This is a genomic window from Alkalithermobacter thermoalcaliphilus JW-YL-7 = DSM 7308, from assembly GCA_001584565.1.
Taxonomy (GTDB): Bacteria; Bacillota; Clostridia; order Peptostreptococcales; family Peptostreptococcaceae; genus Alkalithermobacter; species Alkalithermobacter thermoalcaliphilus.
Genome location: LSFY01000001.1, coordinates 679,578 through 703,642, shown reverse-complemented (window position 1 = coordinate 703,642; position 24,065 = coordinate 679,578). Strand labels below are relative to the sequence as shown.

The window sequence follows — 24,065 nt, the reverse complement described above, 5'->3', positions numbered from 1 at the left end:
ATATACTAAGTTTATATATTTGTATATAATTAAATTAGTATATTTAAGGAGGTTAATATGAAGGTATTAGGAGTTATAGTAGAATATAATCCTTTTCACAATGGACATTTACATCATCTTCTAGAATCTAAAAAAATCACAAATTCAACCCATACAGTTGCTGTTATGAGTGGTCATTTTCTACAAAGAGGCGAACCTGCTTTGTTTGATAAATGGACAAGAGCACATATGGCTATAAAATGTGGTGTTGATCTTGTAATAGAACTTCCTTGTATATATTCTTCTCAAAGTGCAGAATTTTTTGCCAAGGGAGCTATCGCTACTTTAAACGCTACAAATGTTATTGATTGTATATGTTTTGGAAGTGAAATAGGAAATATAGATATTCTATATAAAATTAGTGAAATTCTTGTGTATGAACCAGTCGAATTTAAAATAAAACTAAAGGAATACTTAAAGTTAGGCTATTCTTTTCCTGTGGCAAGATCTAAAGCTTTATTTGATTATATGAAAGAAAATAATCTAGCTTGTATAGATGAACAAGATTTGTTAGATGTTTTAAATAACCCTAACAACATTTTAGGAATAGAATATATAAAAAGCATCATAACTTCAAACAGCAAAATTAAACCTTATACAATACAAAGAATAAAAGCACACTACAACTGTAAAAATATAGAAAGTGAAATTTGCAGTGCAACAGCTATAAGAGAATTTCTAAGGAAAAATGATAATATAAATGATCTTCGTAGAGTAGTTCCTTATCAAACATTTGAGATTATGGAAAATCAAATCCATAATAAATTTTTACCTATGTTTGATAAATATTTCTTTGAAACTATTATTTATACAATAATTAAAGAAGGACTAGATATAAAAAGGTATCTTGAAGTTAATGAGGGATTAGAAAATAAAATACTATCCTGTGCATTTAAATCGTCATCTTTTGATGATTTACTATCAAATATAAAGTCTAAAAGATATACTCTAACTAAAGTTAAACGAACTATTATGAATATACTTTTAGGAATAGAAAAAAAAGATATGGAATATATAAAAAGCACCCAAAATACGCCTTATATACGAGTGTTAGCATTTAATGAAAAAGGAAGACAAATTCTAAAAAAAATAAAACAAGATTCTAACTGCACAATAATAAATAAACTTAGTTCAACAGATTTTAATAACCCTATTTTAAATACATTCTTAAAATATGATATAAAATCAACTGATATTTATAATATTTTTTACTATTCTAATAACAAATATATGTTAAAAGGTTCTATGGATTATTATATATCCCCTATATATGTTAAATAAACACATACGTTTACTCCTTCATTAATATAATTATATTGAGATTAATATTATTGGAGGAGTATAGTATGAGAAAAAGTAAAGTTGTAGCATCATTTATACCTGGAATAATAATACTTATTCTTTTATCTTGTATAGTTGTTTTTCCTCAAGATTCTTTGGATGCCGCTTATTTAGGGCTTAAAATATGGTTTAATACGTTGGTCCCTGCTTTATTACCATTTTTAATAGGCTCTGGGCTTTTGATAAGATTAAAAGTTGTAGACCTTATAGGAATATTTCTTGAACCCATAACTCAATTTGTGTTTAGAGTTTCTGGTAAAGGCGCCTTTGCCTTTGTAATGTCTATTATTTCTGGATATCCTGTTGGAATAAAAATTGTTTCTGAGCTTAGAGAAAAAAATCTCATATCTAAGTATGAAGGACAACGTCTATCTTCATTTTGTAGTACTTCTGGTCCACTATTTGTCATAGGGGCTGTTGGCATTGGAATGTTTAAAAACCCTGTTATAGGTTATATGATCCTCATATCTCATTACCTGTCAGCTCTAACAGTAGGGATAATTTTTAGAGGATATGGAAAAAAATACAATGAAACTTACAAAATCAACTGGAATATAAAAAACGCAGTGAAGAATTTGGTCTATGATAATATGAATTGTAAAAAAGGTTTTTTTTGTATATTCGGTGAGTGTATAAACGATAGCATAAATACTATTTTGAATGTAGGAGGATTTATAGTAGTATTTTCAGTAGTATTTAGGATATTAACTATAACAAATTTTATAGATTTTATCACTTACTTTTTTGTTTTAATTTTGTCTAAGTTTAATGTGTCAAAGGAATTAATATATGCATTTATTAGCGGTTTGTTTGAAATAACTATAGGTTGTAACAATATAGCTTCAATCACCGATGTATCCTTAATTTTTAAAATATCTCTCTGTGCTTTTTTGGTATCCTTCAGCGGAATATCTATAATTGCTCAGGCTTGTAGCTTTCTGAACAAAACAGATATAAATACTTATACATATATACTAAGTAAATTCATGCAAGGAATTATATCTTTTGTATATATTTATGCTTTGTATCCACTTTTTAAATACAATCTAGATATAGCTACTTTTAACCATGAGTATTATGTATATAATCAATCTATGTTTAATACCTTTGTAGGTTTTAATAAAATATTTTTCGTTGCGTTGATGTTTGTATATGTATATTCTTATAAAACAAAATTAAAGGGATAACTTTTATCCCTTTTTGTTTAATTCTTCTCTATTTGCTTTTATTATATTGTGTAAATTTTCCATATTATCTTGAACTTGCTTTAGCATTTCATCTGCGTATTCTTTTGCTCCTATCCTTATTTCTTTAGCTACTTTTTGTGCTTCTTCTATTATTTTTTCTGCTTCTTTTTGAGCTTGTTTTATTATTTCATGGTTTTCAACTTGTTCTTGTATATATAGTTTTGTGTTTTGAACAATCCCATCTGCCTCTTGCTGAGCTTCTGCTAAAATTCTTTGTCTTTCTGTATTTATCCATTCAGCTTGCTTTATCTCATCAGGAATTAGTAATCTTATTTCCTTTATTATCTCAAGAACTTCTTTTTTGTCAACAATAGCCTTTCCACCAAAAGGAACAGATACACTTTCTTCTATTAGATCTTCTATTTCATCTAATAACTTTAAAACCTCCACTTTATCTTCCTCCTTGTTTGTACTTGTCTTGTAGTTTTTTTAAAACTACATCTGGAACTAAATCTGATATATTTCCGTTAAATTTAGCAACTTCTTTTACTAAACTTGAACTTAAAAATGAATATTTTGTCCTAGTTGTTAAAAATATCGTTTCTACATCTGAATTGAGCTGGTAGTTCATTTGTGACATTTGTAGCTCATATTCAAAATCTGAAACTGCTCTTAAGCCTCTTATTATTGCAGATATATTATTTTCCTTACAATAATCTATTAATAAACCTGAGAATGTATCTATATGTACATTGCTTAGATTATTAGTAGTTTCCTTTAAAAGCTCATATCTTTCTTCAAATGTAAATAATGATTTTTTACTAGGATTATTCAAAACAGCAACTATTAGCTTATCAAATAACTTAGAAGCCCTTGTTATTATATCTAAATGTCCATGTGTTACTGGATCGAAGCTTCCAGGGTAAATAGCGATTCTTTCCATTTTATTCACTCCATTTAAAAAATGAAATTTTCGTACTTGAGTATTGTTTTTCTCTATATTTTGTTAAATTTCCTACCTTATCGGGTATAACATCTTTTGAATCGTGTTCTACGATTATTATTCCATCTTCTTCAAGAATTTCACTTTTACTTATAGTTTCTAAAGCAGGTATTATTAATTTTTTTAAATATGGTGGATCCATAAATATTATGTCAAACCTATCCCTTTTAACAGCAAGTTTATTTAAAGCAGATATAACATCAGAAAATATAATATCACTTTTTTGTAACATTCTAGCCTTATTTAGATTTTCCTTTAATATAGATATACTTTCTTTTGAATTATCAACAAAAGTACATGAATATGCACCTCTTGATAAACATTCTATACCTAATGAACCTGTACCAGAAAATAAATCTAATACAAAACTATCTGCTATATTGCTATTTATAATATTGAATACAGATTCTTTAACTCTATCTGATGTAGGTCTTATATTCATACTCTTTGGACTTTTAAGCCTAAGACCTCTTAAAGTTCCTGAAATTATTCTCATTAATATCCTCCTTTGGTATTTTAACATAATTTTTAATTTAGTGATATATTATCTAACTTATCTTTAAATTTATTTAATATGTATTGTTTTAATTTTTTATTTTTTTCAAAAGTCAAGTTTGGGTCTTCCATAATAATTAGTCTACTTTGTTTTTGAGCCTTTTTTAATATGTCCATGTGTTTAAAAATATTAGCAATCTTAAGTTCAGGAATCCCATGCTGTCTTGTTCCAAAAAATTCTCCTGGACCTCTTAGTTTAAGATCTTGCTCTGATATTTTGAATCCATCTGTAGTTTGCTCCATTATTTTCATACGCTGTAATGCAATCTCTGTTTTTGATCCATATATAAGTATACAATAAGATTTATGCTCTCCTCTTCCAACTCGACCTCTCAATTGGTGAAGCTGAGCTAGTCCAAACCTTTCAGCATCCTCTACTATCATAAGTGTAGCATTAGGCACATTTACTCCTACTTCTACAACAGTAGTAGATACTAGTATATCTATATCTCCATTTTTGAACTGTTTCATAACTTCATCTTTCTCAGATGGTTTCATCTTGCCGTGAAGCAATCCTAATCTTAGGTTACTAAAATAATTTTCCTTTAATTCAACTAAAAGCTCTGTTGCAGCTTTTGCTTGTATAGCTTCTGACTCTTCGACTAATGGGCATACTATATAAACTTGTCTTCCTAGTTTAACTTGTTTTTTTACGAAACCATAAGCTATATCCCTTTTTTCTTTAGGAACAGCAAATGTATCTATTTTTTGCCTTCCAGGAGGCAATTCATCTATTATAGAAACATCAAGGTCTCCATACAAAATAAGAGCTAGTGTTCTAGGTATAGGAGTTGCAGTCATAACTAAAACATCAGGATTTTCTCCTTTTGTAGACAGTTTATTTCTTTGAGTTACTCCAAATCTATGTTGCTCATCGGTTATAACTAGTGCTAAATTTTTAAATTTTACATTCTCTTCTATAAGAGCATGAGTGCCTACCAATATGTCAATATACCCATTTTCAATTTTATTTAGGACATCTTCTTTTTCTTTTTTAGTTAAACTTCCTACTAATAAATCTACCTTTATTCCAAACTTAGATAAGATTTCATTTAATGAATTAAAATGTTGCTCTGCTAGTATTTCTGTCGGTGCCATCATTGCTCCTTGATATCCGTTTAAAGCACAGTTTGCAAGTGCAAGCAAAGCTACTACTGTTTTTCCTGATCCAACATCTCCTTGAACAAGCCTATTCATAACAGTTTTACTTTCCATATCGTTAAGTATATCTTCTAAAGCATTCATTTGAGCTTTTGTAAGTGAAAACGGTAAATTATTAATTATATCGTACAACTTTGGACTTTTTCTTATACTTATTCCATTTTTATTCAAAGAGCCACTTTTAAGATAAAAAAGTCCAAGTTGTAAAATTAAAAATTCTTCGAAAACAAGCCTGTATAAAGCTATTTTCAAACTATTTCTATTTTGGGGAAAATGAATATTTCTTATAGCAAAATCTATGCTGCATAGTTTGTTTTCATTTATTACATTTTCAGGTAAATATTCTTGTATATGATCTATGTTATCTAAAGCTAATTTTATTAAATTTGAAACTTCATTATTTGTAATAGAGTTTTTAAGAGAATATATAGGGGTTATATTTCCTATACTATTTTCTTTATCTTTAAGTTCTATTTGGGGACTTATCATCTGTCTTGTTCCAAATTCTATTTTTATTTTTCCATACGCTACAATCTCATCTTTTACATTAAATTTTCCTAATATATAACTTTGATTAAAAAAAACTAAATCTATAATTCCTGTATTATCTTTTACTTTTATTTTACTAATATTTATATTTTCTTTTACTTTTCTACTTTCAAAACCTATAATTACTCCACTTATAGATATTTTTTCTTCATTTTCAACTTCATTTATTTTCTTAAACCTGCTTTTATCTTCATATTGCCTTGGAAAATAATAAATACAATCATACAAAGTGTATATTCCTAGGCTATTGAATTTTTTAGCTCTTTTAGGCCCTATACCTTTTATGTATTGAATTGGAGTATTAATATCCATTAAAATCACCTCAAATGAAAAACAAGGGAAACTTAATAAGTTTCCCTACTCTACAGAAATAATATAATAATATAATGGCTGTCCTCCATAGTAAAGCTCTATATCTAACTCATCATATTTTTCTTGTAATATATCTTGTAATTCATTTGCAGTTTCTTCATCTATGTCTTCACCATAGAACAAAGTTACAATTTCCGTATCTTCATCTATTAATTGTTCAATTAGATCTAAAGTTGTTTGTTTTATATCTTTTCCTGAATTTAATATCTTTCCTTCACCTATTCCTATTATATCTCCTTCTTGTATGTCTATATTGTTTATAATTGTATTTCTAACTGCAAATGTTACTTGACCTGTTTTTACATTGTTTATTGCATAAGTCATAGCCTTTTCATTATCTTTAGGATCAGCTTCCATATTAAATGCTAAAAGCGCAGCAAAACCTTGTGGAACTGTTTTTGAAGGAATAACTATAACATTTTTTTCTGAAATTTCTTTTGCTTGATTTGCTGCCATTAGTATATTGCTGTTATTTGGAAGTATAATTATATTTTTTGCGTTTATTTTCTCTATTCCTTCTAAAAAGTCTTGAGTACTTGGATTTATAGTTTGACCACCTTCTATTATATGGTCAACTCCAAAATCTTTAAATATATTACTCAATCCATTTCCCATAGTAACACTTATAAATCCATATTCTTTAGCATCTTCTTTGGCTTTTTCTGTTAGAACATTCTCGTGTTGGACTCTCATATTATCTATTTTTATGTTTGTTAAACTTCCATAGTTTATAGCTTCCTGAAGTACTAATCCTGGATCGTTAGTGTGTATATGTATTTTTATTATTGACTCATCTCCCACTACAACTAAGCTATCTCCATATTTTTCTATTTTTTCTTTCATTTTTTCAGAGTCTATTTTATCAGTTTGTAATATAAACTCGGTACAGTATCCGTATTTTATATCTTCTTGACTTAATGATGGAGCCTGATGGTCGTTATCATAATTTTTATCTATATTCTCAAGATCTACTTTTTCTCCTATTAATGCCTTATATGCTCCTTCATATATTGTTAAAAGTCCTTTTCCTCCTGAATCTACAACTTTAGCCTCTTTAAGAGCTCTAAGAAGATCAGGTGTTTTATTTAGAGAACTGTTTGCCTCATTTATAACCATTTTGAAGAATTTTTGCACATCTTTTTCTTTTTTAGCTATCTTAACAGCATATTCTGCACTTTCTCTTGCAACTGTTAATATAGTTCCTTCTATTGGTTTTATTACAGCTTTATATGCTGTGTCAGATCCCTCTTTTAAAGCTAAAGCTAGATCCATAGTAGATAATTTTTCTTTCCCTTGTATAGATTTTGCAAATCCTCTTAAAATTTGAGAAAGTATTACTCCTGAATTTCCTCTTGCTCCCATTAATGACCCTTTAGATATAGCTTTTCCGATATCTGTTATGCTCTCTCCTGAAATTTTAGATAACTCATTTATAGCTGAAGACATCGTAAGGGCCATATTAGTTCCTGTATCTCCATCTGGAACTGGAAAAACATTTAACTTATCTACTATCTTTTTATTTTTTTCTAGATTATTGTATCCAGAAATAAACATATCTTTTAACAGTTTACTATCTACATATTCCACCTTCAATTTTTTTCCTCCTACCTATTATGTACTCTTACTCCTTGTACATTTATATCTACCCTATTTACTTTAAGACCTGTGAATTTTTCTACACTATACTTGACTCTATTTATTATGTTATCAGCTACAACTGATATCTTAGTGCCATATTGTATTATAACAAATAGCTCAATATAGACATTATCTTCATCTATTTTAACCTGAACACCTTTACTCATTTGTTCTTTCTTCAATAACTCTACTAAACCATCAACTTTAGATCTATATCCCATTCCTACAAGTCCATAACATTCTATAGCTGATTGACTAGCTATTTTAGCTATTACTTCAGTATCAATATAAATATTACCATAATTATTGGTTATCTTTCCACTCATTTTTTACCCCCTCCAATTTTATAGATATAAGTATATTCTATATTATATACATAGTTTATTCAATATAAATATAACATTTCTCTTGCAAAACCTTTAGTAATATGGTAGTATTAAATATGTTTTTAGACTATGTGAACACAGTTTTAAAGGAGGTGTTTATAAATGGCAAGAGTTTGTGAAGTTTGTTCAAAAGGAATAGTTACTGGAAACCAAATAAGCCACTCTAACCGTCACAATAAGAGAACTTGGGCTCCAAACTTAAGAAGAGTTAGAGCTATAGTTAATGGTACTCCAAAGAGAATGAATGTGTGTACTAGATGCTTACGTTCTGGAAGCGTAGAAAGAGCTATATAGTATGTTAAAAGCCTACAAAATGTAGGCTTTTTTATTTTTTTCTCATAAAGAATTTTATTATGCTTGATAAAAATTTTGGTAATTTGATTGCTATAATTTTCATATTTATCCCCCCTCTTTACTTAAAACAAATAAAACCACATATTATAAGTCCTATTGCAAACAATGTCATCCAAAGCCAGTTAGGTAAAATTATTGTTAATATTAAAGCTACCCCTGTTGCTATTGCTATCAACCCAAACAAATGTTTTGTACACCTTCTCATCATCCTCACCCCGATATAGAAGTTCATATAATTAATTTATTCATCTATTTCTCTTTTGATACAAAAAAAGAGCCTTTTAGGCTCTTTTTTTGTATTTTATTATAAGTAAACATCCTTGTTTTACTTTCACTATACATTTAGGGCTTAGCATTACATTAGATATTCCTCTTGCACAGCCAAACTCTAAATTAAAATCTTCTAAAGTATATTCAAATCCTTCTAAAGTAACTCCTTTAGCATCACTAAAACAAGGTATAATCGAAACTATATCTCCTATTTCTCCATATATAACTTTTTCTTTATCTGTTATATATATTTGGCTATTTTCATCTACTATTTTTCCATCTACTTTTCTTTTTAATAGATAATATAGGCAATTTATATTAGCAAGTGTATGATCCATTCTATCACCTAAAGCTCCTATAAAATCTATTTGTGTAGCCCCTATGGATATTGCATAATCTATGGCTATTTCTGTATCAGTTTTATCTTTCTTTGATGGAAATTTCTTAAAATCTACGTTATTCTTTCTATAATAGTTTTTTACATGATCGTGTATTGAATCTAAATCTCCTATTATAACATTTGGTTTTTTTCCTATTTTATATAATTTATTAGCTCCTCCATCTGCACAAATTATATAATTATAGTTTTCTAATATACTATCAAAAAATTCTATGTTTTCTATTTGTCCGTTTAATATTATGGCTACTTTCAATATCTCACTTCCTTAGAAATAGCATTTTCTCTGAATTTTTTTACTGTTTGTTGTATATTTTCACTATTAAATATAGCTGATCCTGCAACTACAACATTTGCACCTGCTTTTATAACTTTACTAACGTTATCTGGATTTATTCCTCCATCTACCTGAATATCTATATTAAGTTTTTTACTATCTATTAGGCTTTTTAGCTCTTTTATTTTACAAATCATTTCCTCAATAAATGATTGGCCACCAAATCCAGGATTGACAGTCATTATCAAAACCATGTCTACATCTTGAATAACATGTTTTATCGTCTCTATAGGTGTTGCTGGATTCAATGCAACTCCTACTTTTTTTCCACATGCCTTAATATTTTGTATAGTTCTATGAAGATGAGTACAAGCTTCTTGGTGAACAGTTATAATATCAGCTCCTGCTAGTGCAAATTCTTTTATATACATATCTGGATTTTCTATCATTAAGTGAACATCAAATACCATATTTACATCTTCTCTTAAGCTTTTTACCAAAGCAGGTCCTAAAGTTATATTTGGAACGAAATGTCCATCCATTACATCTATGTGCAGATATTCACATCCAGCATTTTCTACTTTTTTTACATCTTCTAATAATTTAGCAAAGTTTGCAGAAAGTATAGATGGTGCTAATTTCATAATCATTAATACCTCCTTTTTGTATCTTTTATTTCGTTTAAAAGCTGTATATAGCTACTATATCTTTCATTAGATATTCTCCCTTCATCAAGTGCCTCTTTCACTCTACAGCCAGGTTCATTTTCATGCAAACAGTTTTTATAAAACTTACATTCAAAGGCTAGATCTTTAAACTCTATAAAATATTCTTTAAGTTCATCAGTATCAATCTCACTTAGCAATAAAGAACTAAATCCAGGAGTATCAGCTACAAAACACTCCTCCTCTAGCTTTATAAGTTGTGCATGTCTTGTCGTATGCTTTCCTCTTTTTACTTTTTCACTTATTTGCCCTACTTGTAAGTTTAAATTTGAATCTATGCTGTTTAATAAACTTGACTTTCCAACACCTGATGGACCTGCAAAAACAGATATATGACCCTTTAGCTCTTTTTTTACCTCATCTATTCCTAATCCTAGTTTATTGCTAACTGGAATAACTTTGTATAAATCTTTATATACATCTTTTATCTTGCTAAATTCATCATTGTCATCTAAGTCAACTTTAGTTATACATATTGCTATATCAAGCCCTTCCTTTTCTGAAAGAACTATAAATCTATCTAATAAAGAAAAATTCGGCTTTGGATCTGTTACTGAAAAAACTATTACTGCTTTACTTACATTTGCTATAGGTGGTCTTATTAATTCTGTAGTTCTTTCATATATATTTTCTATAACTGCCTTTTTATTTTCTTCATCTATTACTTGTATATCTACTATATCTCCAACTAAAGGAGTTAATTTCTTTTTTCTAAATATCCCTCTAGCCTTACATTCGTATAATCCCTTAGCTGTATCTATATAATAAAATCCACCTATACCTTTGAGTATTCTGCCCTTAAGCATACTCGCCTCCTTTAAAATTGTACTTGTAATTTTTCATATAGTTGGTTATCTACATATATTTCGTATTCTTTCTTTCCGCTTCCTTGTATTTGTATACTTATAGTACCGTTATATTCCGAAGAATTTATTGTCTCATTGTATATAGTTGTAGATTTGCCATCTACAATTTCATTAACTATTAAATTGAAAGTTTCTTTATCTTGTGGAAGTTTTATAGTAAGTCTTTTTGTTGTGATCTTTTCTTTAGGTTCCTCATTATATCTATTTATTGTAAGGTTTATTTTTGTTCCTTCTTTTACCCTTTGTCCACTAGTTAAACTTTGACTAACTATTACATTATTGGGCATACTTGTATCTTCTATAGTAGTTATATTGCCTATTACTAAGCCTTTAAGATCTATTTTGGCCTGTTCTAATGTTTTTCCTATAACATTTGGAACTTGTATAATTCTAACTTGCCTTCCTTTACTTACAATTAAATTTATTTCACTACCTTCTTTTACTTGTGTTAACGGTTGTGGATCTTGTTTTATAACAGTACCTTCAGGCAAATTGCTATACTCATACCTTACAATACCTTCTACTAAATTATTTTCACTTAATATTTCATTTGCTTGATCTAGTCTTTTATTTAGTAAATCTGGAACTGTAACAATTTTTCCACCTTTGCTTATATCTACCTTTATTATATATCCTTCCTTAACTTTTGTTCCACTTTCAGGTATTTGACTTATTATGTGATCTTCATCAACAGTAGCATCATATACTTCTCTACGTATTTGTAGCGAAAGATTCATCTTCTCTAGTAATTCTTTAGCATCATCTATGTGCATATTTTCTAAGTCTGGAACTTCATACTCTTTAACTACGAAAAAATCTTTTAAAAAATATGCACTTATAGTTAGAGTTAATGCTAAAACTAAACCTAAAATTATGGCTAAAATAGTAATTTTCTTTTTGTTTTTCTTAGGCAATTTTAAATTTTTATCTTGTTTTACTAATCTTTTTTTAGGTAAATCTATCTTTTGAGTAGCATAATGAGTATAATCGTCATCAAAACTTGGCTCTACATTGTTTTGTATAGACTCTATATCTTTGATTAAATCTTCTGATTTTTGATATCTATTTACTTGACTTTTTTGAGTAAGTTTATCAACTAGTTTTATCACTGATTGTGGTATATCTTCTTTTATTTCATCCGGAAATACTAATTCATCATTTATATGCTTTAAAGCTATATTTACAGGAGTATCTCCTTTGAACGGAACTCTTCCTGTTAACATTTCAAACAATACTATTCCTAATGAATAAAGGTCTGACTTTTCGTCTACATACCCTCCTCTTGCTTGCTCTGGAGAAAAATAATGAACAGATCCTATTACACTACCTGTACATGTTATAGTTGAACTTGTTGTAGCTTTTGCTATTCCAAAGTCTGCAACCTTAACAATTCCTTCATTTGATATTAAGATATTATGAGGTTTTATATCTCTGTGAATAATATGTCTTTTATGAGCTTGAGACAGTGCTACTGCTATTTGCTTTGTTATATCAAGTGCCGTTTTATAGTCTAATTTTCCTTGCTTTTTTATAAGTTCTTTTAAATTTAAGCCTTCAACATATTCCATTACTATGTAGTGTATATTATCCTGTTGTCCTACATCGTATATATTTACTATATTTGGATGAGTAAGACTTGCAGCTGCTTGAGCTTCATTTTTAAATTTTTGTAAAAATTCTTCATCATTAACAAATTCATGTCTTAGCACTTTTATAGCTACAATTCTATTCAAAAGAGTACACTTAGCCTTATATACAAAAGCCATTCCTCCGTCAGCTATCTTTTCTATTATCTCATATCTATTTCCAAGTAATTTATATTCCACTATATCACCACTCTCTAATTATATTGATATACAAATTATAGTTATATTGTCGCGTCCACCATTTTGATTTGCTAATTCAACTAACTTAAAACAACACTTTTCTATATCATCGCTTATATTGCTTACTATTTGTTTATCTGAAACATAATTTGTAAGCCCATCTGTTGTTAAAAGTATTTTGCTATTTTCTTTTACATGATTTATATATATATCTAATTCTACAAACTTATCTGTACCTATTGCTCTTGTAATTATATGTCTTTGAGGATGTGTACGTGCCTTTTCTTCATCTATTAGCCTTTTTTCTATAAGTTCTTGAACTAGGGAGTGATCTTTTGTTATTTGGGTTAATTTATTATCGTTATATAAGTAGCATCTACTATCTCCCACATTTGCTGTATACATGGTTTTTTCATATATTACACATGTTGTTAATGTTGTTCCCATTCCTGAAAACTTTTCATCTTCGATAGATAGATTATATATTAACTTGTTTACAAATTCATAAGATTTTTTCAGCAAATTAGTAATACTTTTATTATCTAAATTATCAATATAAGCTATATTTTTTCTAATGTAATCTAATAAAGTTTCTACAGCTAGTTTACTGGCTACTTCTCCTTTATTATGTCCCCCCATTCCATCTGCTACAGTATATACATGTATATGTTTATCTTTTATTTTTATTTTATCAAACCCAAAGTAATCCTCGTTTAACTTTCTAACTTTGCCTATATCCGATAAGGCATAATGTTTCATAAAATTACCTCCAAAATAAATTTTATAAGTTTCTTCTTCTTAGCTGACCACATGCCCCTTGTATATCTGAACCCATTGATCGTCTTACTGTAGCTTCTATATTATTTTTCTTTAATATTTTCTTAAATGTTTCTATATCATTAATATCTGGCTTTTTATAGTCTCTTTCATCTATTTTATTTACAGGTATCAAATTTACATGACATAAAAGCCCCTTTAATTTTTGTGCTAGTAATTTAGCATCTTCTTTGCTATCATTAAAACCCTTTATTAATGAATACTCAAATGTAATTCTCCTATTTGTTTTTTCTATATGATATCTACATGCCTTTAGTATATCTTCTATAGAATAAGCATTGGCTATTGGCATAATTTCTTTTCTTTTCTCATCCGTAGCTGCATGAAGAGATATTGCTAGATTTATAGGCAACTTTAAATCTGATAATTTATACATTTTGTCAACCAATCCACAAGTTGAAACAGTTATATGTCTATATCCTATATTTAAGCCATTTTTTTCATTGACTATAGCTAAAAACTGCTTTACTTGCTCGAAATTATCTAAAGGTTCTCCACTTCCCATAAGCACAACATTTGATACTCTTTGATTTATATCGCTTTGTATTTTCAATATTTGATCTATCATTTCTGATGATTTTAAATTTCTTTTAAGTCCATCTATTGTAGATGCACAAAACTTACAACCCATCCTACATCCAACTTGTGTTGAAATACAAACAGACACCCCATGTTTGTACTTCATCATTACACTTTCTATAATATTTTTATCTTCTAAAGAAAATAGATATTTAATTGTCCCATCTATTTTTGATGAAAATTTTTTGTATATAGATAAATTTGCTATAGTCGTGAAATCATCTAATTTACCTCTTAATTCTTTAGATAAATCTGTCATTTGTTCTAAATTCTGTGCACCTTTATATATCCACTTAAAAATTTGAGCTCCTCTAAAAGGCTTTTCACCTATAGATTTTATAAATTCTTTTGTCTGATCTTCTGTAAGAGATTTTAGATCTATTCTTTCCATACCTATTACCTTACCCTTCTCATTTTAGCTATAAAAAATCCATCTACCCCGTGTATATTTGGATACAAGCTTATATATCCTTTGTGTTGGTTTTCTAAATCTATATTTATATTCTCTATAGGTTCAAGTTCAAAATTTTCGTTTTCTTTCAAAAAATTATCAATTACTTGTATATTTTCTTTATCTTCTATTGTACATGTACTATAAATTAATAGTCCACCTTTTTTTACATATTTCGAATTATTATTTAAAATTTTTTGCTGAAGCTCTGGAAGTTTGTTTACTTCTTCTTCATCTTTATACTTTATTTCTGGCTTTCTTCTTATTATTCCAAATCCTGAACACGGTGCATCTACTAATACATAATCAAATTTTTCTACACTTTCACTGTCAAATTGTGTTGCATCAAATTTTTCTACCTTTACATTTGAAAGCCCTAACCTTTTAACTGACTGTCTTATCAAATTTAATTTGTGATCAAATATATCTCTAGCTACTACAAGTCCAGAGTTTTCCATTTTTGTAGCTATATGGGTGGTTTTTCCTCCAGGAGCACTACAACAGTCTAACACAAGAGAATTTTTGTTTGGATTTAATATATGTCCAACTAACATAGAACTTAAATCTTGAACTTGAAAATATCCTTTTTTAAATAAATCATTTTTTTCTATATTTTTCATATTATTAACTTTTATACACTCATCTATTAGCCCTATCTTTTGACAATCTATACCTTGATTTTTCAATTTATTTAAAAGCTCTTGTGTGCTTATTTTTAATGTGTTAACCCTTATATATAAAGGTGGTTTTTCACTATTAGCTACTAGTAGATCTTCTACAAACTCTTTAGAAAATCTTTCTAACCATCTTTTTATTATCCAAGGTTCATAAGAATATTTAACTGAAAAATGCTTTACTATATCACTTCTTAAAGGATATTTTATGTTTTCTTTTTCCCTTACTACATTTCTTAAAACCCCATTTACAAAACCTGATGCTTTTTTATTGTACTTTTTACAAAGGTTTACACTTTCGTTTACAGCTGCAAAATCTTCAACTCCGTCTAAAAATATTATTTGATATATTCCCATTTTCAATATAGTTTTTACATCTTTTGATAGTTTTTTAAGTTTTATCGTTGAAAATTTCTCTAGTATATATTCTAATAAATATTTATTCTCTACAACTCCATATATAAGCTCTGTTGCAAACCCTCTATCTTGATTTTTTAAATCACTCTCTTTAAGATACTTGTTTACAGCTATATTAGAATATAACTGTTTGTTTTCTATATCATATATAGCTTTAAAAGCTATTTCTCTAGCAGTTTTCATATATTTTCCTCCTTTGTTTTAACGAAAATAAGCCCTAGATGAACTAGGACTTACTTTTTTAATCCCTTCTGCTGTTTCTTAAAACTATAAGTCTAAGTAGCTGAGATACTGCAGCAGCTGCTGCTGCCACATAAGTTAGTGCTGCAGCATCTAAAACTTTTTTACTTTGACTTTCTTCGTTAAATGCTATTAATCCATTTTCTTTTAGCTGGTCTATAGCTCTATTTGATGCATTAAATTCTACAGGAAGTGTTACTATTTGAAATAAAACTGCTGCTAAGAATAAAAGTATTCCTATGTCTATAAAAGATGGACTTACCATAAATCCAAGTAAAATAAATATCCACGCCATAGATGATCCTATATTTGCAATTGGAACTAAAGTATTTCTAAATACCAAAGGAAAATAGTTTCTAGCATGTTGTATTGCATGACCAACCTCGTGAGCTGCAACTGATATTGATGCTATTGATGTACCGTAATAAACTTCATTTGAAAGTCTTACTACTTTATTTCCTGGATCATAGTGGTCCGTAAGTTTTCCTCTTGATAGCTGTATATCTACATCATTTAATCCATTTTTATCTAATATATATCTAGCAACTTGTGCTCCTGTAAAACCTTTTGAAGAATGTACTCTAAGATATTTTGAAAATGTAGATTGAACCTTACTTTGAGCATACAAAGTAAAAAGAATTGCAGGAATTAACAATACATATGTTGGATCATAGTAATAAGGAAACATCTAAACACCTCCTAAGAAAAAATTTATAGCATTTTCTATTTTTTCAATATCTACTTTTGTATCTAAACATGGGCCATTTGGCCTTTCATTTAAAATTCCAATTACGGGAATTTTTTCGACATCTTGAATACCACTTGTCAAATCTCTTTCACAGGCAACAGCTATTATAGCCTTAGGCCTGTTTTCTTTTATTATTTTTCTAGCTAGTGTTCCACCTGTTGCAACAAATACTTTTACTTTATATTTTTCTTTTATGTCTAATAAATCTGATACATCACAACCTTTACATCTTATGCAATTTTGAATTCTATTGGTAATCTTGTGTTTGCACGATCCTTTCTGTATACAGTGAGGTGTCAAAATCATTATATCTTCAGGATTTAAATTATAATTATTAGAATATATATATATATTATTTAGATGTATATAAGTATTTCTCACATCGTTTTTTGAAATCTTTAAAAACTTACATATGTTAATTATTAAAGGATACATAGCTTTTACTAATTTAAAATTTATCTTCATTAGATATTTATTTACATTTTCTCTATATAAAATACTATACGAAACTATAACTGAAAATATGATAATACCTAATATCGCTATTGATAATGTATTGAATATAACAAAAAATATATCTAATAGCTCACCTTTATTTGATAATAAATAGTTTATAAATAATAAAAGTAAAGTTACTTTAACTCCTAAAACAGCCATTAATATCAAAAACACATTTATCCTATCATTATTCACCTAACACAACACCTTTTTCTATAGTATTACCCTTTATATATTCGTGTACTGGCATTCTTTTTTTTCCTGGCATCTGTATATCTTCTACAAGTAAAGTTCCTTTTTTACAAGCAACACTTATACCTTGACTAGAAACATCTAATATAGTTCCTGGTTTTAAGTTACTATCTTTATCTATAACTTTAGCTTTCCATATTTTCATTGTACTTGCTTTATAATTAGTGAATGCACTAGGCCAAGGATTAGTTCCTCTTATCAAGTTAAATATATCTTGTGCGCTTTTATTCCAATTTATATTTCCTAAGTTTTTATCCATTATAGGAGCATACGAAGCTTGAGAATCATCTTGTTTTTGTCTTAAAACTGTTCCTTTTTTTATTAGGTTTAAAGTTTCACTTAAAACCTTAGCACCTAGAACTGATAGTCTATCGTGAAGCTCTCCTGCTGTTTCTTCATCTCCTATTTTTGTTTCTATTTTAAGGATCATATCTCCTGTATCTAAACCCTCATCCATATACATAGTTGTAACTCCTGTAACTTCTTCTCCATTTATTATAGCCCAATTTATTGGAGCTGCTCCTCTATACTTAGGTAAAAGAGATGAGTGTACATTTATACAACCATGTTTTGGAATAGAAAGAATATCTTTAGACAATATTTGTCCAAATGCTATAACTATTATTATGTCTGGATTTAATTGTTTAAGTATATCAACAAATTCCTTATCTTTGACTTTACTTGGTTGATACACCTTAATTCCATGATTTAAAGCCTCTTGTTTTACAGGAGGATATGTAATTTTGTTTCCTCTTCCTTTTGGCTTATCAGGCTGAGTAACTACAGAAATTATATCATATCCTTCCTCTATCAACATTTTCAATGATGGAACTGCAAAATCTGGAGTACCCATAAATACAACTCTCAACTACATCACATCCTTTGTCTATATGTTTATTCAACTTTGTCTATAAACAATATTCCATCTAAATGATCTATTTCATGGCATAATGCTCTAGCTAAAAGTTCCTTACCTTCTACGATTATAATTTCTCCATTTCTATTTAAACCTTCTACCTTAACATACATAGGTCTTTTAACCGTCCCATATTTCCCGGGAACGCTAAGGCAACCTTCATCTCCAACTTGAATTCCTTTTGTTTCTATTATCTGTGGATTTATAAGTTCTATAGGTCCATCTCCTACATCTACTACTATTACTCTTTTTAAGACTCCAACTTGAGGTGCTGCAAGTCCTACTCCATCTGCATGGTACATAGTTTCCTTCATATCTTCTAACAAAGTTATAATTTTTTCATCGATCTTATCTACAACTTTTGATTTTTTTCTTAATACTGGATCTGAATCTTTTCTAATTATTCTAAGTGCCATACTATTTCCTCCTAAACTTAAAGTATACTCTCTGGGTCTGTATCTATGCTTAAACTTACATCTGAATCGAGCAAAAAGTCCCTTTTTTCAATACATATATATTTTATTATACCCTTTAAAAGCTTTATTTCAATATCTAAATCCTTAAAGAGTATTTGCCATCTATAATTATTGTTAATCTTAGATATAGGACACGGATTTGGACCTAATATAAATTGGAAATTATTAATTCCTTTTTTATTTAGAACATATATTACAGCATCATATATTTTCTGTATATTTTTTATAACACTTTTTTCATTTTTCCCAAATACGACTACGCTAATTAAACTATTGAATGGTTTGTAGTTAAATATCTTCCTTATTTTTATCTCTTCATTATAAAACCCTAAATAGTCATAATTTTTAGCATACCTTATAGAATAGTGCTCTGTATCATATGTTTGAAGTATAACCCTTCCTTTTAAAAGATCTCTTCCTGCTCTTCCTGCAACTTGATTTATTATTTGAAATGTTTTTTCTGAACTTTTAAAGTCAGGAAAATTAAGCATCATATCAGCTGATAATATGCCAACTAAGGTTACATTAGGAAAATCTAACCCTTTACTTATCATTTGCGTTCCTATCAAAATATCTGCTTGACCGTTTTTAAATTTGTTTAATATATCTTCATGTGATCCTTTCTTTGATGTAGTATCCCTATCCATCCTAAGTACTCTAGCATTTGGAAAGTATTTTTTTATTTCTTCTTCTATTTTTTCTGTTCCAATTCCAAATTCCTTTAAATATAAACTATCACAGCTTGGGCATTTTTTAGGAACTTCAACTTCATATCCACAATAGTGACACTTTGCAATGTTTTTGTACTTGTGATATGTCAATGATATATCACAACTAGAGCATTTGAAAAGGTACGAACATTTCCTGCACGATATAAAATTAGCATATCCTCTTCTATTTAAAAACAATATAGTTTGCGTTTTGTTTACTAGATTATTATCTATAGCTTCATATAGAGCTCTACTAAATATACTTTTATTTCCATTATTTAATTCTTCTTTCATATCTATAACTTCTATAGGTGGCATCTGTTTGTTATTTGCTCTGTTTTTAAGCTCTATTTTGTTATACTCTCCTATTTCACATTTGTAGTATTCATCTATAGAAGGTGTTGCTGATCCTAACAAAAGGATAGATCCTGTTTCTTCACATAATTTTTTTGCCACTTCTATCGTATTGTACTTAGGGCTTGTTTCTGATTTATATGAGCTTTCATGAAATTCATCTATTATCACTATTCCTAAATCTTTACATGGAGCAAATATTGCAGATCTTGCTCCGATTACAATTTTAGCCTTACCTTGCTTTATTCTTTTATACTCATCCTGTCTTTGGCCATCTGATAACCTACTATGAAGTAGTGCTATTGTATCGTTGAATCTATTTTTAAATCTTGCTATTGTTTGTGGAGTTAGCGATATTTCAGGAACTAAAACTATACTGTCTTTTCCTAAACTTAACATCTCTTGTATTATTTTTATATAAACCTCAGTTTTTCCACTTCCTGTAACTCCATGAAGTAAAAAAGGCTTTTTAGATTCATTTTGTATATTTGATTTTAAAATATTTACTGCCTTTATTTGCTCTTGATTTAAATTTATTTCTTTTTCATCTATTTTATAGGTTGTTTCTATTTTCCTAAAATAATCTATCTTTTCTATTTTTATTAAATCTTTTTCTTGTAGTGATTTTATAGATGATTTTGTTACTTTCAGCTCTTTAATCAAATCATCAAGTAATACTTTTTCCTTATTGGCTAAAAAACTTATTATTTGAGCCTGTTTAAATGATCTTTTTTTATTTAAAGATTGTATTGTATTTTCAACTTCACTGTTTTGAATATTTAATCTTAAACTGTATACATATTTTTCATTTTTTATGCTCTTAGACTCCCAAGTTATTTGAATAATTCTTTTTTCTCTCAGTTTTTTAATATAGGAGTCTATATTAGATTTTATATTTTTTTTCAATTTATCGAGTGATATTTTACCTTTATGCTTTAAAATTTCATCTATTATTTTTTTTTCTTCAAATCTTAAGTTTTCATAAGTAAAATTATTATTTACTAGATGTATAACTTTATAAGTATTAACTCTATAACCCTTAGGATAAATACAATCTATAGCTTCTATGAATTTACATAAATACTCATCTTTCATCCATTTAATAATCTTTATGTCTACATCTCTTAGTAGTGGCTCTTCATCTAAAATATCTATTATTTTTTTTGTATTTTTATGCTCTTCATTTTCATCTAATATATCAAATATAAAACCTTGTATTGGTTTATTTGATTTTCCAAAAGGAACTAACACTCTATGTCCAATTTTAATTTGATCTAAAATATCGTCGGGTATTTCATAGGTAAAAAAGTTATCTGTATATATAGAATTGTTGTCTACTATTACTTGAGCATATTTTTTCATAAAAACACCTACTTTAAACAAAATAAGCATCTTTAAAGATGCTTATTTTCTAATAATAGTTTTATTTTATCTAATATTACATTTGCAATATCTTCTTTGCTCATTTTAGGAAAAGGGTGTATATCTCCATTTTTATCTATGATTTTGACTATATTGGTATCTACTCCAAAACCTGCACCTTCTTGAAGCAAATCATTAGCTACTATAAAGTCTAAATTTTTCTTTTTTATCTTTTGTTTAGCATTTTCTATCAAATCATGTGTTTCTGCAGCAAACCCTACAAGTATTTTATCTTGTTTTATCTGGCCTATTTCTTTTAATATATCGTTATTTCTCTCAAGCTCTATAAATAAATTGTCATCTGTTTTTTTGATTTTTCTATCAGATACTTTTTTAGGTTTGTAGTCTGCAACTGCTGCTGATTTTATTATAACATGTTGATCTTTTATATTTTCCATAACAGCATTATACATTTGATTTGCCGACTCTACTTTTATAAATTTAGAAAGTCCTAAAGGCTTATCTATATTTGTTGGCCCTGATATTAATGTAACAAGAGCACCTCTTTTTACTGCTTGAGTAGCTATTGCATAACCCATTTTTCCTGTTGATCTATTTGTTATATATCTTACTGGATCTATTGTTTCTCTTGTAGGTCCTGCTGTTATAAGTATTTTTGTGCCTTTAAGATCCTTACTCAATGTAAGCTCTTTTACTATTTTGTCTACTATAACTTCTGGTGAAGCTAATTTTCCCTTTCCTACATCACCACAAGCAAGTCTTCCTTCTTCTGGGTCTATGAAATCATACCCTAATTCTTTAAGTTTTTTTATGTTTGACTGAACTATTTTGTTTTCGTACATATTTGTGTTCATTGCAGGTGCTATAAGTACAGGCGCTTTAGTTGCCATTACAGTAGTTGATAACATATCATCAGCTATTCCATTAGCAATTTTTCCTATAATGTTTGCTGTTGCAGGAGCTATAAGAAAAAGATCTGCCTTTTGAGCTAAAGAAATATGTTCTATATCCCAAGTTTTAGGCTCTTTAAACATATCAACAACTACATAATTTTGACTTAGACTTTGAAAAGTAAGAGGTGTTACAAATTCTGTAGCAGATCTAGTCATTATAACATAAACGTTAGCATTTAACTTTTTTAGTCTGCTAACTATATCACAAGATTTATATACAGCAATTCCACCTGTAATACCTATAACTATATTTTTTCCCTTCAGCATAACTATTCCGTTACAGAAAGCTTATAAAACTCTATAAGGTTTTTATCAAACCTTACAAAAGTTTACGTTTCCTTCCTTGTTCATCGTGTCCAGTTTCGAAAAATCTACTCCTGTTTATTTAACACTCCGAAGGCTTAAATTCCCGACTAACGAATCGGTACATATCAATAATAGCTTTAGGTGCTATGCTATTGATTTACCATAATTTTTTAGATTTATACTTGCATTTAAGTCTCTATCTATTTCATAGCCACATTCATTGCATATAAATGTTCTTTCTGATAAAGAAAGTTTGTTTTTTAAAGCACCACATATGCTACAAGTTTTAGATGAAGGATAGAATGTATCTGCAAGTATAAATTTAATATCATTTAAGGCACATTTATATTCCATTTGTCTTTTAAATTCGTAAAATAGCTGCTCTTGTATCGATTTTGATAATCTTTTATTTTTTAGCATCCCACAAGTATTTAAGTTTTCTATAACTACATACTCTGGCTTGGCTTTCACCAAAGATGTAGTTATTTGATTAATATAATTATGCCTTATGTTTTTAAGCCTTCTTCTCATTTTTAAAACAAGGAATTCTAACTTTTTTATATTGTTAGTTTTTCTGTAACGGTATTCCCCTCCATTCATTTGAATTTTGTTTAATTCATATTTTTTCGATAGCCTTTTTTGTAGTCTTTTTTGTCTTTTCTCAAGTTTTTTAACTTTACTTGTTTTATTTATGTTTTTGTACTTTTGTCCTGTACTTATTGTATCTTGATAAAAACTTGGCTTACTTTTCTTTTTTGACTTAAACCTAGGAAAGCTTGCCCTACCTTCAAAGAAGTTTTTATATGCAATACAGGTTTTATAGCTTTCTTGCTGTGTTGCTAACGCAAAGTTATATGCCCATCTTGCAACTGAAGCACATTCAAATAATTTTGTTCTTTGTTTATTATTAGGTAGAAGCTTAACTTTATAAGTCTTTATCATCTTCTACTGACTCCTTAATAACTTTTCTTAATGTTTGATAAGTTTTGCCTTCACCTCTTGAATTTATCACAATACAAACGTTTCATAAATTCAAGAATATCATACAAACTTATATAATGTTTTGTTAACTGTTATACTTCCTCTTTGTTTTCATCTTTATTTTCTTTTCCTATATTTTTTATTTCTTCTTGAGTCATAGGTCTATAAGTCAATTTACCTTCGTTTATTTCATGTATTGCTATACTTACTGGTTTATTTTCTTTTACCTTTACAAGTTTAGGATCTCCATCTATTAATTGTCTTGCCCTTTTAGCAGCAGCTATAACTAAAGTATATCTGTTATCTACCTTTTTTAAAAGATCATTTATTGACGGGTAAAGCAT

Annotated in this window: 25 protein-coding genes; 3 read left to right on the top strand and 22 right to left on the bottom strand. The window is 28.3% G+C overall.

Going from position 1 to position 24,065, the window contains the following annotated elements; all coding sequences use genetic code 11:
* Window positions 1-57 precede the first annotated feature (57 nt).
* Together JWYL7_RS03680 and ylbJ are read left to right on the top strand one after the other, a co-directional pair.
* Window positions 58-1,320: a nucleotidyltransferase gene (locus tag JWYL7_RS03680; protein ID WP_066069111.1), complete on the top strand. Its 1,263-nt coding sequence runs from the start codon at window positions 58-60 to the stop codon at window positions 1,318-1,320.
* Window positions 1,321-1,385: 65 nt separating this feature from the next.
* Window positions 1,386-2,567: a sporulation integral membrane protein YlbJ gene (gene ylbJ, locus JWYL7_RS03675; RefSeq protein WP_066069108.1), complete on the top strand. Its 1,182-nt coding sequence runs from the start codon at window positions 1,386-1,388 to the stop codon at window positions 2,565-2,567.
* Window positions 2,568-2,570: 3 nt separating this feature from the next.
* Here the strand turns inward: ylbJ and JWYL7_RS03670 are convergent, their stop codons facing one another.
* From JWYL7_RS03670 to JWYL7_RS03645, 6 genes are read right to left on the bottom strand one after another with little or no spacing between them, the layout of a single operon-like run.
* Window positions 2,571-3,017 (bottom strand): ATPase, encoded by a 447-nt coding sequence (locus tag JWYL7_RS03670; RefSeq protein ID WP_066069104.1) that lies wholly within the window; start codon window positions 3,015-3,017, stop codon window positions 2,571-2,573.
* A gap of 1 nt (window position 3,018) precedes the next feature.
* Entirely contained in the window at window positions 3,019-3,510 is a 492-nt protein-coding gene (gene coaD / locus JWYL7_RS03665; RefSeq protein WP_066069101.1) for a pantetheine-phosphate adenylyltransferase, read from the bottom strand.
* A gap of 1 nt (window position 3,511) precedes the next feature.
* On the bottom strand, window positions 3,512-4,066 hold the full coding sequence (gene rsmD, locus JWYL7_RS03660) for a 16S rRNA (guanine(966)-N(2))-methyltransferase RsmD (RefSeq protein WP_066069098.1): 555 nt from the start codon (window positions 4,064-4,066) through the stop codon (window positions 3,512-3,514).
* A gap of 32 nt (window positions 4,067-4,098) precedes the next feature.
* A complete protein-coding gene (recG, locus tag JWYL7_RS03655; RefSeq protein WP_066069096.1) occupies window positions 4,099-6,147 on the bottom strand; it encodes an ATP-dependent DNA helicase RecG in 2,049 nt (682 codons plus the stop codon).
* Window positions 6,148-6,192: 45 nt separating this feature from the next.
* Entirely contained in the window at window positions 6,193-7,761 is a 1,569-nt protein-coding gene (locus JWYL7_RS03650) for a DAK2 domain-containing protein (RefSeq protein ID WP_066072329.1), read from the bottom strand.
* Between the two features lie 50 nt (window positions 7,762-7,811).
* On the bottom strand, window positions 7,812-8,171 hold the full coding sequence (locus JWYL7_RS03645; RefSeq protein ID WP_066069093.1) for an Asp23/Gls24 family envelope stress response protein: 360 nt from the start codon (window positions 8,169-8,171) through the stop codon (window positions 7,812-7,814).
* A gap of 162 nt (window positions 8,172-8,333) precedes the next feature.
* Here JWYL7_RS03645 and rpmB point away from each other — a divergent pair, with 162 nt between their 5' ends.
* Window positions 8,334-8,525: a 50S ribosomal protein L28 gene (gene rpmB / locus JWYL7_RS03640; RefSeq protein ID WP_066069090.1), complete on the top strand. Its 192-nt coding sequence runs from the start codon at window positions 8,334-8,336 to the stop codon at window positions 8,523-8,525.
* Window positions 8,526-8,643: 118 nt separating this feature from the next.
* On the opposite strand, the gene JWYL7_RS10380 is transcribed toward rpmB, so the two are convergent.
* The 16 genes from JWYL7_RS10380 to rpoZ all read right to left on the bottom strand — a co-directional run bounded on the left by JWYL7_RS10380 (window position 8,644) and on the right by rpoZ (window position 24,065).
* A complete protein-coding gene (locus tag JWYL7_RS10380; protein ID WP_149683740.1) occupies window positions 8,644-8,790 on the bottom strand; it encodes a 2-oxoglutarate translocator in 147 nt (48 codons plus the stop codon).
* A 76-nt stretch (window positions 8,791-8,866) separates the two neighbouring features.
* The gene (locus JWYL7_RS03635) at window positions 8,867-9,508 is read right to left on the bottom strand and encodes a thiamine diphosphokinase (RefSeq protein ID WP_066069087.1); all 642 of its coding nucleotides are present in this window, start codon (window positions 9,506-9,508) and stop codon (window positions 8,867-8,869) included.
* Window positions 9,505-10,176, bottom strand: a complete 672-nt coding sequence (gene rpe / locus JWYL7_RS03630; protein ID WP_149683746.1) for a ribulose-phosphate 3-epimerase — start codon at window positions 10,174-10,176, stop codon at window positions 9,505-9,507. Before rpe ends, JWYL7_RS03635 begins: the two co-directional genes overlap by 4 nt.
* A gap of 2 nt (window positions 10,177-10,178) precedes the next feature.
* A complete protein-coding gene (gene rsgA / locus JWYL7_RS03625) occupies window positions 10,179-11,060 on the bottom strand; it encodes a ribosome small subunit-dependent GTPase A (protein WP_066069084.1) in 882 nt (293 codons plus the stop codon).
* A gap of 11 nt (window positions 11,061-11,071) precedes the next feature.
* Window positions 11,072-12,946 carry a Stk1 family PASTA domain-containing Ser/Thr kinase gene (gene pknB, locus JWYL7_RS03620; RefSeq protein WP_066069081.1) on the bottom strand — a complete coding sequence of 625 codons (1,875 nt, stop codon included), beginning with the start codon at window positions 12,944-12,946 and terminating at the stop codon, window positions 11,072-11,074.
* 18 nt (window positions 12,947-12,964) lie between these two features.
* On the bottom strand, window positions 12,965-13,705 hold the full coding sequence (locus tag JWYL7_RS03615; protein ID WP_066069078.1) for a Stp1/IreP family PP2C-type Ser/Thr phosphatase: 741 nt from the start codon (window positions 13,703-13,705) through the stop codon (window positions 12,965-12,967).
* A gap of 22 nt (window positions 13,706-13,727) precedes the next feature.
* On the bottom strand, window positions 13,728-14,753 hold the full coding sequence (rlmN, locus tag JWYL7_RS03610; protein WP_066069074.1) for a dual-specificity RNA methyltransferase RlmN: 1,026 nt from the start codon (window positions 14,751-14,753) through the stop codon (window positions 13,728-13,730).
* A gap of 5 nt (window positions 14,754-14,758) precedes the next feature.
* The gene (rsmB, locus tag JWYL7_RS03605; RefSeq protein ID WP_066069071.1) at window positions 14,759-16,087 is read right to left on the bottom strand and encodes a 16S rRNA (cytosine(967)-C(5))-methyltransferase RsmB; all 1,329 of its coding nucleotides are present in this window, start codon (window positions 16,085-16,087) and stop codon (window positions 14,759-14,761) included.
* Window positions 16,088-16,145: 58 nt separating this feature from the next.
* On the bottom strand, window positions 16,146-16,832 hold the full coding sequence (locus JWYL7_RS03600) for a zinc metallopeptidase (RefSeq protein WP_066069068.1): 687 nt from the start codon (window positions 16,830-16,832) through the stop codon (window positions 16,146-16,148).
* Window positions 16,833-17,585, bottom strand: a complete 753-nt coding sequence (locus tag JWYL7_RS03595) for a DUF116 domain-containing protein (protein WP_331721888.1) — start codon at window positions 17,583-17,585, stop codon at window positions 16,833-16,835.
* Complete coding sequence (gene fmt / locus JWYL7_RS03590) at window positions 17,578-18,510, bottom strand: methionyl-tRNA formyltransferase (protein WP_149683742.1); 933 nt, start codon at window positions 18,508-18,510, stop codon at window positions 17,578-17,580. The genes JWYL7_RS03595 and fmt overlap by 8 nt, the downstream gene beginning before the upstream one ends.
* 26 nt (window positions 18,511-18,536) lie before the next feature.
* Window positions 18,537-18,974, bottom strand: coding sequence for a peptide deformylase (gene def / locus JWYL7_RS03585; protein WP_066069064.1), 438 nt, complete (start codon window positions 18,972-18,974; stop codon window positions 18,537-18,539).
* Window positions 18,975-18,991: 17 nt separating this feature from the next.
* Window positions 18,992-21,490: a primosomal protein N' gene (priA, locus tag JWYL7_RS03580; protein WP_331722108.1), complete on the bottom strand. Its 2,499-nt coding sequence runs from the start codon at window positions 21,488-21,490 to the stop codon at window positions 18,992-18,994.
* A 2-nt stretch (window positions 21,491-21,492) separates the two neighbouring features.
* Window positions 21,493-22,701, bottom strand: coding sequence for a bifunctional phosphopantothenoylcysteine decarboxylase/phosphopantothenate--cysteine ligase CoaBC (coaBC, locus tag JWYL7_RS03575; RefSeq protein WP_066069057.1), 1,209 nt, complete (start codon window positions 22,699-22,701; stop codon window positions 21,493-21,495).
* Window positions 22,702-22,884: 183 nt separating this feature from the next.
* Window positions 22,885-23,682 (bottom strand): RNA-guided endonuclease InsQ/TnpB family protein, encoded by a 798-nt coding sequence (locus JWYL7_RS03570; protein WP_072280162.1) that lies wholly within the window; start codon window positions 23,680-23,682, stop codon window positions 22,885-22,887.
* A 131-nt stretch (window positions 23,683-23,813) separates the two neighbouring features.
* The gene (rpoZ, locus tag JWYL7_RS03565; protein ID WP_066069054.1) at window positions 23,814-24,065 is read right to left on the bottom strand and encodes a DNA-directed RNA polymerase subunit omega; all 252 of its coding nucleotides are present in this window, start codon (window positions 24,063-24,065) and stop codon (window positions 23,814-23,816) included.